At 28.6% G+C, this 16,538-nt stretch carries 17 protein-coding genes and 1 tRNA gene; 3 read left to right on the plus strand and 15 right to left on the minus strand.

Annotation, left to right across the window (positions count from 1 at the left end):
• Positions 1-10: 10 nt before the first annotated feature.
• From IR151_RS05010 to IR151_RS05030, 5 genes are all read right to left on the minus strand, one after another.
• Positions 11-1,471 carry an extracellular solute-binding protein gene (locus IR151_RS05010; RefSeq protein ID WP_227433425.1) on the minus strand — a complete coding sequence of 487 codons (1,461 nt, stop codon included), beginning with the start codon at positions 1,469-1,471 and terminating at the stop codon, positions 11-13.
• 92 nt (positions 1,472-1,563) lie between these two features.
• Positions 1,564-1,938, minus strand: coding sequence for a hypothetical protein (locus IR151_RS05015; RefSeq protein ID WP_227433426.1), 375 nt, complete (start codon positions 1,936-1,938; stop codon positions 1,564-1,566).
• Between the two features lie 179 nt (positions 1,939-2,117).
• A complete protein-coding gene (locus IR151_RS05020; RefSeq protein ID WP_227433427.1) occupies positions 2,118-2,858 on the minus strand; it encodes a flagellar motor protein MotB in 741 nt (246 codons plus the stop codon).
• A gap of 20 nt (positions 2,859-2,878) precedes the next feature.
• A complete protein-coding gene (locus IR151_RS05025) occupies positions 2,879-3,667 on the minus strand; it encodes a flagellar motor protein (RefSeq protein ID WP_227433428.1) in 789 nt (262 codons plus the stop codon).
• 95 nt (positions 3,668-3,762) lie between these two features.
• A tRNA-Ser gene (locus IR151_RS05030) sits at positions 3,763-3,853 on the minus strand.
• A gap of 259 nt (positions 3,854-4,112) precedes the next feature.
• Between IR151_RS05030 and IR151_RS05035 the strand changes: the two genes are divergently transcribed.
• The gene (locus IR151_RS05035; RefSeq protein ID WP_227433429.1) at positions 4,113-4,877 is read left to right on the plus strand and encodes a DeoR/GlpR family DNA-binding transcription regulator; all 765 of its coding nucleotides are present in this window, start codon (positions 4,113-4,115) and stop codon (positions 4,875-4,877) included.
• 200 nt (positions 4,878-5,077) lie between these two features.
• On the opposite strand, the gene IR151_RS05040 is transcribed toward IR151_RS05035, so the two are convergent.
• The gene (locus IR151_RS05040; RefSeq protein WP_227433430.1) at positions 5,078-6,193 is read right to left on the minus strand and encodes an ethanolamine utilization protein EutH; all 1,116 of its coding nucleotides are present in this window, start codon (positions 6,191-6,193) and stop codon (positions 5,078-5,080) included.
• A gap of 39 nt (positions 6,194-6,232) precedes the next feature.
• Entirely contained in the window at positions 6,233-7,759 is a 1,527-nt protein-coding gene (glpK, locus tag IR151_RS05045; protein ID WP_227433431.1) for a glycerol kinase GlpK, read from the minus strand.
• Between the two features lie 291 nt (positions 7,760-8,050).
• On the opposite strand from glpK, the gene IR151_RS05050 reads away from it, so the two are divergent.
• Positions 8,051-9,148, plus strand: coding sequence for a pyridoxal-phosphate-dependent aminotransferase family protein (locus IR151_RS05050; protein ID WP_227433432.1), 1,098 nt, complete (start codon positions 8,051-8,053; stop codon positions 9,146-9,148).
• Between the two features lie 358 nt (positions 9,149-9,506).
• Here IR151_RS05050 and IR151_RS05055 read toward each other — a convergent pair whose 3' ends face one another.
• Complete coding sequence (locus tag IR151_RS05055; protein ID WP_227433433.1) at positions 9,507-10,019, minus strand: hypothetical protein; 513 nt, start codon at positions 10,017-10,019, stop codon at positions 9,507-9,509.
• Positions 10,020-10,570: 551 nt separating this feature from the next.
• On the opposite strand from IR151_RS05055, the gene IR151_RS05060 reads away from it, so the two are divergent.
• On the plus strand, positions 10,571-11,449 hold the full coding sequence (locus tag IR151_RS05060) for a DUF4300 family protein (RefSeq protein ID WP_227433434.1): 879 nt from the start codon (positions 10,571-10,573) through the stop codon (positions 11,447-11,449).
• A 233-nt stretch (positions 11,450-11,682) separates the two neighbouring features.
• Here IR151_RS05060 and hisJ read toward each other — a convergent pair whose 3' ends face one another.
• The 7 genes from hisJ to IR151_RS05095 form a co-directional block, all read right to left on the minus strand.
• Entirely contained in the window at positions 11,683-12,462 is a 780-nt protein-coding gene (hisJ, locus tag IR151_RS05065) for a histidinol-phosphatase HisJ (protein WP_227433435.1), read from the minus strand.
• A gap of 212 nt (positions 12,463-12,674) precedes the next feature.
• Positions 12,675-13,028 (minus strand): zinc transporter, encoded by a 354-nt coding sequence (locus IR151_RS05070; protein WP_227433436.1) that lies wholly within the window; start codon positions 13,026-13,028, stop codon positions 12,675-12,677.
• A gap of 15 nt (positions 13,029-13,043) precedes the next feature.
• A complete protein-coding gene (locus tag IR151_RS05075; protein WP_227433437.1) occupies positions 13,044-13,460 on the minus strand; it encodes a DUF3842 family protein in 417 nt (138 codons plus the stop codon).
• Positions 13,461-13,478: 18 nt separating this feature from the next.
• A complete protein-coding gene (locus IR151_RS05080) occupies positions 13,479-13,670 on the minus strand; it encodes a CooT family nickel-binding protein (RefSeq protein ID WP_227433438.1) in 192 nt (63 codons plus the stop codon).
• 150 nt (positions 13,671-13,820) lie between these two features.
• Complete coding sequence (locus tag IR151_RS05085) at positions 13,821-14,636, minus strand: biotin/lipoate A/B protein ligase family protein (protein WP_227433439.1); 816 nt, start codon at positions 14,634-14,636, stop codon at positions 13,821-13,823.
• A gap of 46 nt (positions 14,637-14,682) precedes the next feature.
• Entirely contained in the window at positions 14,683-15,621 is a 939-nt protein-coding gene (locus IR151_RS05090; RefSeq protein WP_227433440.1) for a radical SAM protein, read from the minus strand.
• A complete protein-coding gene (locus IR151_RS05095) occupies positions 15,618-16,490 on the minus strand; it encodes a radical SAM protein (protein WP_227433441.1) in 873 nt (290 codons plus the stop codon). The genes IR151_RS05090 and IR151_RS05095 overlap by 4 nt, the downstream gene beginning before the upstream one ends.
• Between the last annotated feature and the right edge of the window lie 48 nt (positions 16,491-16,538).

A 16,538-nucleotide genomic window follows, 5' to 3' on the forward strand; every position in this document is an offset into this window, starting at 1 on the left:
GCCAATTCACCTACTCTTTTACAGCATTTTCAAGCTCAGTCTTAAAATTTAAAAACCATGCTGAAAAATTTTCATTATTATTAAATTGTGCTACTGCATTCTCTTTAGAGGTTCCATTTTTTATTAATTCATTTATTTTATTTAAATCTTCTTTAGCTTTATCAATCATTGAATACTCAAGGATTTGTCTGGCTTTTGTCCCACCATCAAATGCTTTATTAGTGTACAACTTACAACTATTAATCTGTTCAATAGATGAAACAATTGAACTTTCCACTTTACTTGATACCTTTAAATCGTCTTTATTCATAACATCCTTTATAACATCCAAATTATTTGTTTTTTTCTTTACTGGTAGATATCCAGAAGCAATAGAGAATTTTACATTAGACTCTTTATCTGTAAACCATTTTAAAAATTCTACTGATGCATACTCTTCTTCTTTAGTAGATTTTGTTACAGCCATTCCTGCCCCTTGTTGTACAGCATATTTTTCTTTATCTTTAAAACGTGGAGCTTGAAAGACAGATGTCTCAATTTTATAACTCTCATTATCATTTAACATTACTTCATCTGGAAAATATGATGCTCCTGAACTAGAGCCAACAAGAGCTAGTATATCTCCTGTTTTTGCATCATCAGAACGGAACTTACCATAAGATGCAAAATATCCATTTATATATGGGACATAAAAATTATCCCATAATTTTTTCATAACCTTTTCATCAAGATTCAATGTAACTTTTCCATCTTTAACTGAAAAAATTTCTACTCCTAACTGCTTACTTCCTATAATAATATAATTTGCTAGAGCATCTCTTCCAAAAAATGCTTTACCATCATTAGACTCTTTTGTTAAACTATCTGTCCATTCATAGTATTTCTTTGATGTCTCTACTAATCCTTCAATTGTTTGTATATCATTTATATTTGAATTTGTTGCTTTGGCAAACTTATCCCAATCTGTCTTATTTAACATCAAAATCTCAGTAGACTTTGCAATCGGAAAAAGCTTAAGTTCGTTATCAGAATTTAGTCTACCTTCATCTACATATTCTTCTATATACTCATTTAATTCATCCTTACTTATGTACTTATCAATATCTACTAGTAGTTTTAATTTATCCATTTCATATGCAGTATCTGAGTACGCTGCAAAAATATTTGGAACATCTTCAGAACCAACCTTTTTATTAGCAGAATCCAGCACCTTTTCAGATAAATCAACTACATTTCCCTGACTAAACGCTTCAACAATAATTCCTTTTTCAGCACCTACAGTGTCATTAAATTCCTTAACTAGCTTATCAAACGCCATTTTTTGCTGTCCATTATAATAATGCCAAATTTCTATTGATGTCGGATTTTCTGGATCTAGTTTATAACTCTCTTCCTTTTTCAAATCACACCCTGTAAGTAATAAAATAATCATTGATGTGATAATTAATTTTACAAATCCACTCCTATTCATAAAATCGACTCCTTCAAATGTATAAAATTTATTATAGCATTAAAACCGTAACTTAATTACTTATATTAATTATAAAATATTTACTGATATATTTAAATAGGACTAACAGTATATTTAAAAGCAACTAGAAAACAAATGATTACAAATATTGAAAATATACCTTTAGCATAATTCTTCTCTCTAAATGCACCAAATGATACCAAACCTTGTTGAATAGCCACTGTAATTACTAAAAGTGTCATTATTATATTAAGCTGAACTAACTTAAACAGATAAAGTAAAGAAAATATTACTAAAAGAACACATAATACAATACTAGATTTATTAATAATAGTAGTAATCTTATCTTCTTTTTTATGTTGTTTATTAGATTCTTTTAACTTCTCTTTATTTAAAGTTTCAACCTTTTTATTATACCTTGCCCTTGTTTTATCTTTATATTTTGTGTTTTTATTCTTATTACCCATTTATTTACTCACCTTTGATATCAATTTTAAAATTGAGTCCTTTCATAATTTAAATATTATATATTTAAGATACCATATATTATCACAAAAAGGTAACTTACTAATCATCTATTTTTAATTTTCGCATAAAAAAGCTATCCCTTATTAGAAATAACTCTGTATTGAGATAGCTTATTTAACTATTTATTTTCTCCAACATTTTCTACATCATCGAACTTACTATCAACCAAGACTATATCAACTCTTCTGTTTTTTGATTTGCCATCTGGAGATGAATTGTCAGCTATTGGTCTAAATTCACCATATCCTACAGCAGACAACTTATTTGGTGCAATACCTGCACTATCAATAAGAAGTTGGACAACATTGGTTGCTCTCATAACTGATAAATCCCAATTAGATTTAAATTCAGAATTTTTTATAGATAGGTTATCTGTATGACCTTCTACTCTTATATAACTATTCATTTCATTTAACATCTTACCTATTTGAATAATCTTATCTCTAGAATCATTTATTATAACAGCTTTTCCAGTATCAAATAATATAGTATCTTTAAGGCTTATTACTAGTCCTCTATCTTGAGCTTTTAATGATACCGAATTTGCCAATCCACTTTCATTTAAATACTTTTGAATATTTTCACCAACTTCTTTAAACTCAGGATTTTGTAAACTATCTAGATTATTATTGTTTTGGTCAACTACTGGTTCTATTTTATTTTGTCCACCTTCAATAACTCCAGATGAACCACCAAATGCAGAACTTAGAGATTGAGATAATTGTTTATATTTCTCTGCATCAACATTACTCATAGAATACATTATGACAAAGAAAATCATAAGTAATGTTATGAGGTCTGAATAAGTTAAAAGCCATCGCTCATTATTTTCTTCTTTTTCGTCTTCATCATGTAACATAAATATTCCATCCTTTTATATTATTCAATTCTACCATCAGCTTCTCCAAGTTCAATTAATTCTTTTGAATTTAAAAATATCTTTAATTTTTCTGTCATTAAATTAGAATTATCTCCCTCAAGTATAGATAGTATCGCTTCTATCACTAAAAGTCTTTCATTAGTTTCTTGCTGATTTATAGCTTTAAGCTTTGATGCTATTGGTAACCAAATTAAATTGGCTGAACCAACACCGTATAAAGTAGCCAAAAACGCTACAGATATCTGAGGTCCAAGTGCATCTGGATTACTCGAAAGATTTCCTAAAATATGTACTAATCCCATAACTGTACCTATGATTCCCAGTGTAGGTGCATACCCTCCTGCTGAATCGAATATTGCTATTCCTTCTTTATGTCTTTTTGATGTTATTTGTATTTGAGATTCTAATATATTTCTTATTGTAGCTGCATCAACGCCGTCTACCATAAGTTCAAGACCTTTTCTAATAAATGGGTCCAATTCATCATTTTCGCTTATTTCTTTATCAATACTAAGAAGACCTTCTTTTCTGGCCTTGATTGCAATTTCTTTGAAATAAACTATGTTTTCTATATTGTTAGGCTTTTTATTTTTAAAAGCTAACAACATTATCTTTATGGACTTTTTGAATACAGGAAATGGTGTTGAAGCACCAACAGCCCCTATAGTTCCACCAAAAACAACAAGTGCTGATGAAAATACAAATAAGGCTCCAATGTGTCCCCCATCAATAACGAAAGCAACCACTAAAGATGCTATTCCCACTATAAAGAAAATTAAAGTTGTCATATATTACCTCCTTTCTTTAATTATGTCTGCTAGGTTGTTTTTATTAATAGACATTACAAAAAAGACTACCTTCAACAAGGATAGCCTTTGATAATTGGCGGAGAAGGAGGGATTCGAACCCTCGCACCGGTTACCCAGCCTAATCCCTTAGCAGGGGATCCTCTTGAGCCACTTGAGTACTTCTCCTTATTTCTATGCAATTAAATTATATAATAAAATTATATTTTAGTCAATTAATTTATGAAATTTAAGGTATTTTAAGTCATTAAATATCTATTTTCACTTTTTTACTTAAATGTAAGTTTGAAATATGGTAAAATTATCTTGCATAACGCTTATAATATTATTTACTAAATATACACACATTAACATATAGACATAAATCCTTAATTCATCATAAGTTATGCTTAAAACTAAAATAATATTAATCCAAGGAGGATTTTCCATGTTACCACAGGAAAGATATGAGAAGATTTTAAGTATTCTCGAATCAGATAATATAATTAAAATAAATGACATAGTCCAAATGTTTGATATATCAATAGAAACAGCACGAAGAGACCTAGCACATATGGAAAGTATTGGACTTTTAAAAAGAGTTTATGGTGGTGCTATACCAGTTATAGCAAGTAGCGTAGAACTTAACTATATTAAAAGAAAAAAAATAAATTCAAATGATAAAAAACAAATTGCTCTTAAATGTAGTGAATTTATAAATACAAATGACACTATTTTTATGGATACTGGAACTACTGTTCTTGAAGTTGCAAAAAGTTTAAAAGACAAAAAAAACTTAACTGTAATAACTAACTCAATTTTGGTTGCAAATGAACTTATGAATACTAATATAAAAGTATATGTACTTGGTGGATATCTTAGAGAAACTGAAGGTTCTTTTTCTGGACCACTTACATTAGCAGCCATTGAACAATTTAATGTTGATAAGGCAATTTTAGGTGCTGGAGGTATTACACTTGAAAATGGTATTTCTGACTATCACTTAGAAGAATCACTTGTTCGAAAAAAAATGATTGAAAGGTCTAGAAAGTCAATAGTAGTTGTTGAGCCACCTAAGTTTGGAATAAATTCATTTGCTTCTGTTGCTCCTATAGAGCATATAGATACTATTATTACATCTGCTAGTATAGACCACGACATAATTATAGAATTTTCTCAAAAAGGAATACCTTTAGTCATAGCTGATAATTAGCTTATATGATTGCTTTTTAGTTCCTTATAAAATATCATTGATTAAAGTTAAGGAGCCAAATAATTATTTATTTAGCTCCATTTATACCTAAACTATACAGTGTCTTTACTATGTCACTATGTCTTTTTTTATTTACCTTATTTTTTTAACTTAACTCTATTTTTTAATTTAGCTTAACGCTTACTTTAACATTAATTCTTTTATACAACCTCTTTTTTCATTTTACTACTTTGCTCTTCTTCTGCTGTTAAATCTTTTGTCATTACCATAGCAAGTGCAATCGCCAATACTCCACCAACTAACTTTCCAATTACAACAGGTGTAATCATCTCTGGCACTACTCCTGCTGTAAATCCTAGGTGATCACCTAGTGCTGCTGTTGCACAAACTAACCATGCTGTATTTACTACTTTTCCCTTTGGGCTCATGTCTTTCATCATTTTATACACTGGAATACTATTAGCTAAAGTGAAAACTAATCCAGCTGCACTTGTTGCATCCATACCTAATTTTCCACCTATTGCTGTAAGTGGTTTATTTAAAACTTTAACTAATAAATGTAGTATAGGAAAAGTACCCAATAATACTATTGCAATACTTCCAATTACTTGAATACCCTCTCTTATAGGTGTCATTCCTTTTATAAGTACTACCCCTGTTATTTCTTGAAATGCTGCTGCACCTAATCCTATTGTTATCAATATAGATATAATTTTTCCAAAAACTAAAGACCCATTTATCATAAGTGTTGAATTTACTTTCAGACCTATTGCTAATATTACTGCTAATATTATTACTGGCACCATATTTATAATCACCATTGATAAATTAAATCCTGCTATCATTCCTCCTACAATCCCCCCAAAAGGTATTGTTATTAATCCTATTAATAACCCTTTTGCAAAAAATGGTCTGTCTTCATACTCTATAAGGCCTAATCCTACTGGGATTGAAAATACAAGTGTACACCCAAGCATTGATGATACAACTAATCCTGCAAGCATCCCTGCTTCTTTATTGTGTGCAAGTTCCATCGCTAATGGATATCCTCCCATATCATTTGCTAATATGGTTGCAAACATAGATGGGTCTGCTCCACATAAATTGAATATTGGTATTATTACTGGTCCTAATACATTTGAGATAACTGGAGCTAAACAAACTATACCAACCATCCCTAAAGCTAGTGGACCCATTGAATTAAAACCTTCTTCGAATTGTTCACCAAGACCAAATTTATTTCCAATTATCCTATCTAATGCTCCTAAAAGCACCCCTACAGCCATTATATATAATATAACTTTATCAAAGGGCATATTTAATTCCTCCTATACATGTAAATACTATGTTGTACTTTAATTAGCACACATCTTTTTGGTATCGTTTTCCCAGTTCATAGCTCTTTTTACTGCTTGATTCCATCCAAGCAAAATTTCTTCTCTTTTTTGTTTTGTCATATTTGGAGTGTATTCTTTACTTATTGTAAACTCATTTCTAATTTCATCAATACTATTCCAAACACCACAGGAAAGACCTGCCATATATCCTACTCCAAGCACTGTTGTCTCAGGATTTTCTGCAATTTCAATTGGTATATCTAATATATCGGATTGAAACTGCATTGTAAAATTATTTTTTGTAATTCCACCATCCACTCTTAGCATTTTTATATCCTTTCCTGAAGCTAAATTCATAGAGTCAACAACATCTTTGACCTGAAGTGCAACAGATTCAAGAGTAGCTCTTACTATATGCTCTTTCTTAGTACTGCCTGTTATACCAACCATTGTACCTCTTGCATATTGGTCCCAATAAGGTGCTGCAATCCCTGCAAACGCTGGAACAAAATATACACCACCAGTACTTGGTATTGAGTTAGCCATATCATCAGTTTCTGAGTAATTTTTTATAACTCCAATTCCATCTCTAAGCCACTGTATTGCAGCACCTGCTATATATACTCCGCCATCATAAGCATATGTAATTTTGTCTCCTATTTTCCAAGCAACAGTTGTTAATATACCATTACCCGCTATTTTCAACTCTTCACCTATATTCATATATAAGAAACATCCTGTTCCATAAGTATTTTTAACCATACCTGGCTCAAAGCATCCATTTCCAAATAGAGCTGCTGGCTGGTCAACCATCGAAGCAGTAATTTTTATTGATACACCACAAAATGCCCCTTTGTCTGTAGTCCCAAAATCACCACTTGTAGGCATTATATCCGCTAAAATACTTCTAGGAACTCCTATAATATCAAGTAATTCTCTATCCCAATTCATATCTCTTATATTAAAAAGCATGGTTCTTGCTGCTGTAGAAACATCAGTTAAAAAAGACTTTCCTCCTGTCATTTTCCAAATTAACCAGCTATCTAATGTTCCAGCAAGTACTTCTCCATTTTTGATTTTTTCTTTTACACCTTTTACATTATCTATTATCCATTTAATTTTTGTCCCTGAAAAATAAGGGTCTATGATTAGTCCTGTTTTATCTATTATCTTATTTTCTAATCCTGGTATATTCTTTAAATTTTCAACATAATCATAAGTTCTTCTGCACTGCCATACAATTGCATTGTATAATGGCATACCTGTATTTTTATCCCATAGCATTACTGTTTCACCTTGATTATCTATACCTATTCCCTTTATATCACTTTCATCTATTCCACTTTTAAAAGCTTGTTGTAGTACATTATTACTTACAGTTTTTGTGTTATTCCAAATTTCTATAGGGTCATGTTCGACGTATCCAGATTGTGGATAGATTTGAGTATGCTCCATATAATCACTAAAAACAAACTCTGATTTTTCATTTATTAATACTGCTCTTGTTCCTGTTGTTCCTTGATCAATTGCTAATACATATTTCACTTTAAGCGTCCCCCTTTATTTTCAGAATTAATAGATTTTTTATTATTTTTTGAATATAAAATCTATTCAACTTATTTATATTCTATATCATCTTGGGGATTTATACAATATTTATTACAATATTTTTTGTATATTTTTACTTTTTTTGATTGTTAAAGTATTTTAATTAAAATATTATTGCAATATTATTAGTTTTATTCTATAATCTAGTTAAATTAACACATAAACTTTTAATATATACACATAAACAGTCATCATAAAATTTAAATTAAACTTTAAGGAGGATTTGCAATGAAAAAAACATATCTATTTAGTCCTGGACCAGTAATGGTTACAGATAGGGTTAGAAATTCACTTCTTCACTATGATATATGTCATAGAGGAAATGAATTCATGAATTTATTTAAAGATACACAACAAAAAATCGGTAAATTATATAATGCAACTTCTGATTATTATTCTCTAGTTGTATCTGGTTCTGGAACATCTGTAAATGAATGTGTATTATCTTCTATATTTGATAAAGAAGATGCTGCTTTATTAGTTAGTAATGGTGTATTTGGAGAAAGGCTAGAAGAAATATTATCTGCTTATAGTGTTAAGACCTACAAACCAGACTTTAAATGGGCTGAATATCCAGACTTAGATATTTTAGAAAAATACTTACTTGAAAATCCTGACATAAAAGTAATTGCTATGGTATTTCATGAGACTAGTTCAGGAATGATAAATCCTGTACCTGAATTAGGAAAACTTGCAAAAAAATATAACAAAATATTTTTTGTTGATGCAATAAGTGCATCTGCTGGTGAATACATTGATGTTGATGAGTTTAATATAGATATAATAACAGGTGTTGGTGGTAAAGCCCTTGGGGCATTTCCAGGCTCTGCATATCTTTGTGCTAAAGAAAGCGTTTTACAAAATATTAAAGAAGATCAATGTAAAAATGTGTATCTTAGCCTTTACAAACATTATAAGCTTGCAAAATCATCTTCTCAAACACCAAATACACCTAATGTCACTTTAATATTTGCTCTTAATGAAGCTTTAACTGAATTTTTAGAAGATGACAGTAAGATAGAAAGATATAAAGAATGTTCTGCTATTTTAAGAAATGGTATGGAGGAACTAGGTCTAACATTTTTACTTCCAGATAAATATATGTCTAATACTGTTACGTCTGTATTTCTTCCTAAAGAAATTGATATAAATAGATTTATATTAGAACTAGAAGAAGAAAATGGTTATGTGGTATATCCAGGAAAAGGCAAATTTCTAGATGATAATATGTTCCAAGTTGCAAATATGGGAGAAATTTATCCAGACGATTGTTATAAATTCCTTGATATTTTAAAATCAAAGCTAGAAGTTAAAAAAGCCATATAAATATCTCAAGACCATAAATAAAAAAACTATATAAATATCTCAAGTTAAACTAGATTATGGTCTGTAAATAACAGCTATCTATAAATAATCACTCTATATGAACATATTCAAAAATATACTTGAACATTAAATATAGCCAGATGTTGTTTTATATTTTTTTATAAGGGTGAACTCTAATATGTAAAGTTCACCCCTATATGAAAAATTTATTTTTATACAATTCTTTTTATATTTAATTCTTTTATATTTTTGATACAATTCGGCTATTTAACTGTATAGATTGTTATAAATTTAAAATCTATACATGATACTATATACTTTTAAATCTGATTCTTTTTTTAATTAAAGGCTTTAAATATTACTTTTCAAGCTCATCAAAGTAATTATATACAATAACTTCACCTGTTTCTTTATCTGTTGTCTTTATAATCCCTTTAGCTCCATTTACCTCTTCTTTTGTGAATTCATCGTCTAGTACAACTTTAAATTTATCTTCATTTCCATATCCTTGCTGAAACTCAGCTCTTAAAATTACATTTTTTTCAGCTTTTGGTTTTAATTCAAATTCAATTCCTGATTTCATTTCATCAAAATAATTTAAAACTACAACCTCATTATTCATTTTATTAGTTGTCTTTATAATCCCTTTAGCTCCATTTACTTCTTCTTTTGTAAATTCATCATCTAGCACGACTTTGAATTTATCTTCCTTTCCATACTCTTCTTGAAATTCTTTTTTCATTTCACTGTACTTAGTCTCAAATTCTTCACTCCTGTTTAATTCCATAGCTGATACATTTATCAGTGACGTCCCAATAGTTATTATTGTTAATGCCATGACCATACCAGTTTTTAATTTTTTTAACTTCATATTTTACCTCCTAAATTAAATGTTCTTAGTGAAATTATATAAATAAAAATCTAATTTTTACAGTTTCATTCTTGTAACTAAAATTACTATTATGTAACCAAACTTTTTAATTTAACTATTCCTTAAAACCTAATTTTTTGGGGAATAGTTGAATTAAAAAAATAAAATTTTTAAACTTTTAATGAGTCTAATAGTATATTTATTGAACTTAATAAATTTTATTTTTAATAAAGTAAAATTTATCATATATCTCAAACCTACTTATTTACCAAAATACTACATCCAAAAAACTAGTCTCACTATATATTTCATTGATAGCTTACTCATTTTTTACTTATAAAATTCTATAATCAATCTCCAAATAAATTAGTTAAAAATTCAAAGAATATATACCCCTATTTAGTATATATTTTTATATATTAAAAAAAAGTTTTAAATAAAGTTATATTTTTTGCAACAGTTTTGTAATTAAAAACATATTGAAGCTAAAATTAAATGTACTATATACTATAAATATGTCGACAAAATAAATTTATAAAGGAGAAAAACAGGTGAGAAAAAATTTACTAATAGCAATATTGTCTGCTATTTTAGTGTTATCAAGCATACTTACAATCTTTGCATATTCAACTATTAAAGATAATAGCAGATTAGTATACTCTAACATAATAGATAGAAAGACACAAAATCAAGTGAAAAATGTATTAGAAAAAAATAAAATAAATAAGAAAGATATTGATATTTTTATTAAATCAGTTAGGAGCTACAACAAACTTCAAATTAAAATACTTCAAAACAATGTAAATATATCTAAGTCTGGATATAGTTCAATTAACACAAAACAGGTTCCATACAATTTAGATAAATTACAAAGTAACTGGATGGAAAAGTTTCCTAACTATATGGATGTAAATTGTAGAATAACAGCATTTAGACTTTTTAAAGATTTCATCAACTCAAAAGAGAAGTTTACTGGAGATTCTATCGATTTAAGTATTGATTTAGATACTATAATGAATAATAGAGATGCAAAATTTAACTCAAAGGATGTAGAAAAATTTATTAACTTTTTCTCTGCAATACCAACTCAAGACACAGATGATATAAATAAAAATGCAGAACAAATAAAAAAAGAGTGGAAAAAAAGAAAAATATCTTTTAAAGATAATAAAAATATGTCTATTATAAGTGGCTTTCTTCGTTATCCAGAAACTAAAAATGTATTTATAGGTCATACAGGTATATGTATCAAAACTGATAAAGATATCTTATTTATAGAAAAATATGGTTCTACATCACCTTACCAAGTTACTAAGTTCAAAAGTAAAAAAGATGTGAAAAATTATATGTTCAATAGATTAAAGATGTCAGAAGGAAATGTAGAATTACTAGACCCAATAATAATGGAAAATGATAAACTTATGCAGTAATATCTCTAAACACTAAAAGCACTTTATGATTGTTAAGATAAGTAAAAATAGGCTATATCCATGAAAAAATATTAATTATAAAACTTTCATACTGAACAAATCTATAAATATTTTTCTAATTTAACAAAAAGACTGTAAGTAGATTTATTTTACATAAATCTACTTACAATCTTTTAAATAAATACTTTAAAAATATAAATTATCATAACTTTAGGATTATAATATATACATCTTTATCCTATATCATAATTATTTATTTCCTCTGCACAGTGAGAATCTGAGCCAAGAACTAATGGAATATCATATTTTTTTGCTAATTCTAATAAGTATCCATCTACATAAGGCTCTTTACAATATTCTTTTCTGTTTCCAGAAACATTGTAATCAAGTTCATATCCTTTTTCTTTAACCAACTTTATTAATTCTTCAAGAACTTTATTTCCTTCATAATTATATGGAAATACTTGATTAAACTTTCTAACTAAATTTAAATGACCTATTCTCTTTGGTTTATATGTACCTAAATCAGCATTTACAGCTTTTATTAATGTTTCATAATACTTATTATAAACAGCTTCAATGCTTCCAAGCTTATCAATCAGATTTTGAAACTCTTCTACACTATAGTCCACACAACAATAGGCACCATCAATTTTAATTATATGTACTGATAATAGAGAATCCTCTAATTCATCACCATATTTATCTAAATTGTTTTTTATGTCTTCTTCATAACCTTCAAGAAAATCTACTTCCGCTCCTACATTTATCTTAATTTTGCTCTCATATTTTTGCTTGAAATTTTTAACATCATTAAGGTAATTTGATAAATTTTCAGGATTCATGCAACTATCATTTTCAGGTGCAGGGTCTTGAAATCCATTTGGATATGGAAAATGCTCTGTAAATGTCATTTCTGTTAGACCAACATCAATTGCCCTTTGTATATATTTTTCAAAATCATCCTTACTTCCATGAGGACAATAAGGTGAATGTATATGACCATCTTTCATAACTAATTCTCTCCTTTTATTAAATTGAACTACTCCTCCTTAACTATCTCCAGTAATATTTGAAGCCGAAGATATATTAAATAACTCAGTTTTATAATAAATTTCCTCATTAAAGTATAGTACATACTCATTAGAAATTTCAATAATTAAATATAAATAAGGCATAAAAAATCGCCTATATCAAAATATATAAGCGATTTTAACAATCATATTTACATATGTTTTTTAGCCTCTAATAACATTTTATTTGCTTCTTCCATACATTCTATAGCTTTTTCAATACTCTTTGCAGTTTCTTCTTTTCCAATAGCTCTAGCCTTTTCTACCCATTCTCTAAATCCTTCTTCATGAGTCTCATTGTGATTTATCCAATGTACTAAAAGTATTTTTAAAGTTTTCTCATCTTTAGACTCTGATGATTCTTCATGATTATGTTCGTGGTCATGGTCATGAGCATGGTCGTGTGGATGTTCATGGCACATATCTCCATGAGTATGTTCATGGCAATGGTCGTCATGGTCATGGTGCCCATGGTGGTATCTTATAATCTCTCTATCAAACATCATTAGTTATTCCCCCTGTTATTTTATATTAAATTCTTTTTTTATAACATTAACAGAATCTTTTACAAGTAGTGCTAATGGTTTACCTTCTAATCCAACTAACTCTATATTTTCTGGCATAATAGGTAAAAGTATCTTAAGTGCCTCACTATCTGCAATAGCTTCACTTATATTACAAGTGACTTCCCCCATCATAGAATTAGGTATTATTACAGAAATAGGTGCAACTATTATATTGGCTTTTCTAGCTGATACTACTATAGCATTTTCCCCTGTAGCTCCTTTATTAGCATGAGCCTTCATCATAGAACTAGTTGCTATAGAATTAGTTCCTAGTGCATAAATTTCTACATATGTAGGTAATTCTTCTCTCAGAGAAGAAACTATCTGGGCTCCTATACCTCCACCCATTCCATCTATCACTGCTATTATCATATGAAATTCCCCTATTAATTAATTTTCTTGTATTATTATCTTATGGTCCATCAATCTTATTTCTTTAATTATTCCATCTATTATTTTTTGTTCTCCTAATAAATCAGTTAAATAAATCTTTCCATCACAAGGGTCTATATTAACCACATTCTCCATAACCTTTTCTAATTCATTGTTATTCTTACAAATGAAAGCTGATGATTCACACATATAAATCTCCTCCTAATATGATTTTTATTAAAAATCAAAAAAAGACTTCCTCAGGTATTTCAATACACCAAAGAAACCTTCATGATTTCAATTTTCGTATATTATTATACCTTAAGTATATCACTTTAATTTACTTAAAGTCAATTAAAGTTAACGCTTTTTATTATACTCTTCATCCTTGTATTTTTTATATAATTCTTCAGCTAATTGCTTTTCATAATCAGTCAAGTCTTCTTCTACAAACTCAACATTAAATTGACTAGCCAGTCCTTTTATTAGATTAGCTTGTAGAATATCTATGTCTATTTTTTTACCAATTTCATTCTCTATTCCACTGGCCTTTTTAGCTGTGAATTTCATTGCTCTTTCTTTTAGTTCTGGTGTTTTAGCCTTTATTAATTTAAACAATTTTTCTACATCAAAATCCATTATTATTGAACCGTGCTGTAACAAAACACCATCTTTTCTACTTTGAGCACTTCCAATTACCTTTTTATTATTAATAGTAACTTCATATGATGCATGTGCATTAAAGCATGCAGCTGATAAATTTTCTCTACCTATTCTCTCTCCACTATTTAAGTTATCTGTTTCTATACCACTTAAATTCAATCCTCTAACTAAACCTTCACTTATATATCTATAAGATAGATTTATACTTTTATCAATTAAAGGATTATCTTCTCCTATAATTATACTATAAGTTAGCTCATTATCATGTAATACAGCTCTTCCTCCTGTGATTCTTCTGACATAGTCTATATTCATGCACTTACACTTATCTAAATCTACCTCATCTTCAAGTTTTTGAAAATATCCTACACTCAAGCAAGCTGGCTTCCAAGTGTAAAATCTAAGTGTTGGCTTCACACATCCTTTTTTATATGCAGTAAATATAGCTTCATCAATTGCCATATTCATTGCACCATCATATGATTTATTATGTATAACTCTCCACTGATTCATGATTATTACGCCCCAATCTTTAGTATAAATATATTCAAGAAATCATTTACAGATTTAGTTCTCTTATAGCCAAATCTATCTCATCTTGATTTAAAGGTCTTGAATAATTATATATAGTACTTCCTGGTCTTTCATTATAATATGGTCTATTACAATCCTTACAGCCTCTTATCTCAAAAGGGTAACCCCTGTTTATATCTGATACAGTCTCATCATCTAGTTTTATATTTTCCAAGTATCCATTTTTGAATTCAAAGTATTCTTGTGAATAACCTTTATTTATCATATAGGACATTAGCTGTACTCTTCTGTAACTTTCTATATTTGGTTGACTTATTTTTTCCATTTTAGTTCCTCTAACTGGAGTAAACGCAAATAAACTAATAGTTATATTGTTCTTCTTTAAATAAGTATATAGGTTGTATATGTCTTCATGACTTTCTCCCATACCAACAATTATATGTGTGCTGATTTTATTAGGATATAACTTTGACATTTTTGTTATAAAATTCAATTTTTCATCATAATTATATCCTTTTATTTTTTCATATAAGTCTTTACTTGCTGCATCTATCGCTATTCCTATTTTATCTACTCCAGCAGAAAAAAACTTGTTTATTTCTTCATCACTTTCTAATTTTGCAGACAATGAAATAGGCATATCTATTTTACCATTTATGTAATTTATAAAATCTAAAACAGATTTATGTGCCTCTTCACTTGCCATTGATTGTATACATATTCTCTTTATATTTTTCCCGTTATATGCTCTCAAAGCATTCAATATTTCCTCTTTAGAATACTCTGGCCAAACTACTCTTGATAATTTATCTTTTCTAGTACTGCTTTCTATTGATTGAGAACAAAAACTACATTTGTTTATGCATTTTTCCCCAATCATTATATATGCTGTAGTAGGAGGTATATCGCTTTTTTTATTTAATATTCCAAGTTCTATTGCTGTCCCTGATGATAATCTAATCATAAAACGCAACACTCCTTACATTCAGTTATTGTCATATTCATATCTATAGCCTTATTCTTAGCAGATTTTGATGGAAGAACTATTCTATTAACTCCACACATTATAGCTAATTGGTCTAGTTCTTTTCTATACACACCTCTAGGTCTCATACAACCTAGGTTAATCTCGGTATTTGGTAAACTAATTCTAGCTTCACATAAAACATCTGTTACTTCTTTCAAATTAGGAGGTTCTACATCTTCATATTCAGTACCTTTTGTAGGAATAAGAACTATAAATGTCAGTTTATTAGGAGGATTTTTTTGTAAGTATTCTATAATCTCATACTCACCTTTTACTTTTCCTCCTTTTAAACCAATACATATATGTGGTGCTACTTCTGTATTTTCTCTTATTGTATTGTAAGCTTTAATATAATCTTCTTTGCTTTTATCCATTTTATAAACTTCTTTTATAGTTTCTTTATCGAATACCAAGTCGAAAGAAACTATATCTAAATACTTACATAATTCTATAATACTCTCTTTATCCATAAGCCCTAAATGAGCATTTAATCTGTATCCTTGTTCCTTTAACTTTTTAATGGTCTGTATATGGGTATTTATTGGGACATCACCTTCATAACTACAACCACCACTTAATAAAAAACTAGTTATATTTCTTGATTTAACTTTTTCTTTATAGTCCTCAATTGGTATCATATTTTCTAAATAATGACCATTACAATGAGCACATTTAAGACTACACTTATTACTTGTAGTACTAAGAGCTAGAGTCTGATTCGGATAAGCAAACTCTATCTCATTTCCGAAATTTCTTAATTTAATGTCAAACGCAGTTCTCATTTTCTCAGACAAATCCTTATACATAATTTAATCCTCTACATTTATGTTTTTATGTTTTAATGCTCTACCTAT

The organism is Clostridioides sp. ES-S-0006-03 (assembly GCF_020662275.1).
In the GTDB taxonomy this organism is placed as follows: domain Bacteria; phylum Bacillota; class Clostridia; order Peptostreptococcales; family Peptostreptococcaceae; genus Clostridioides.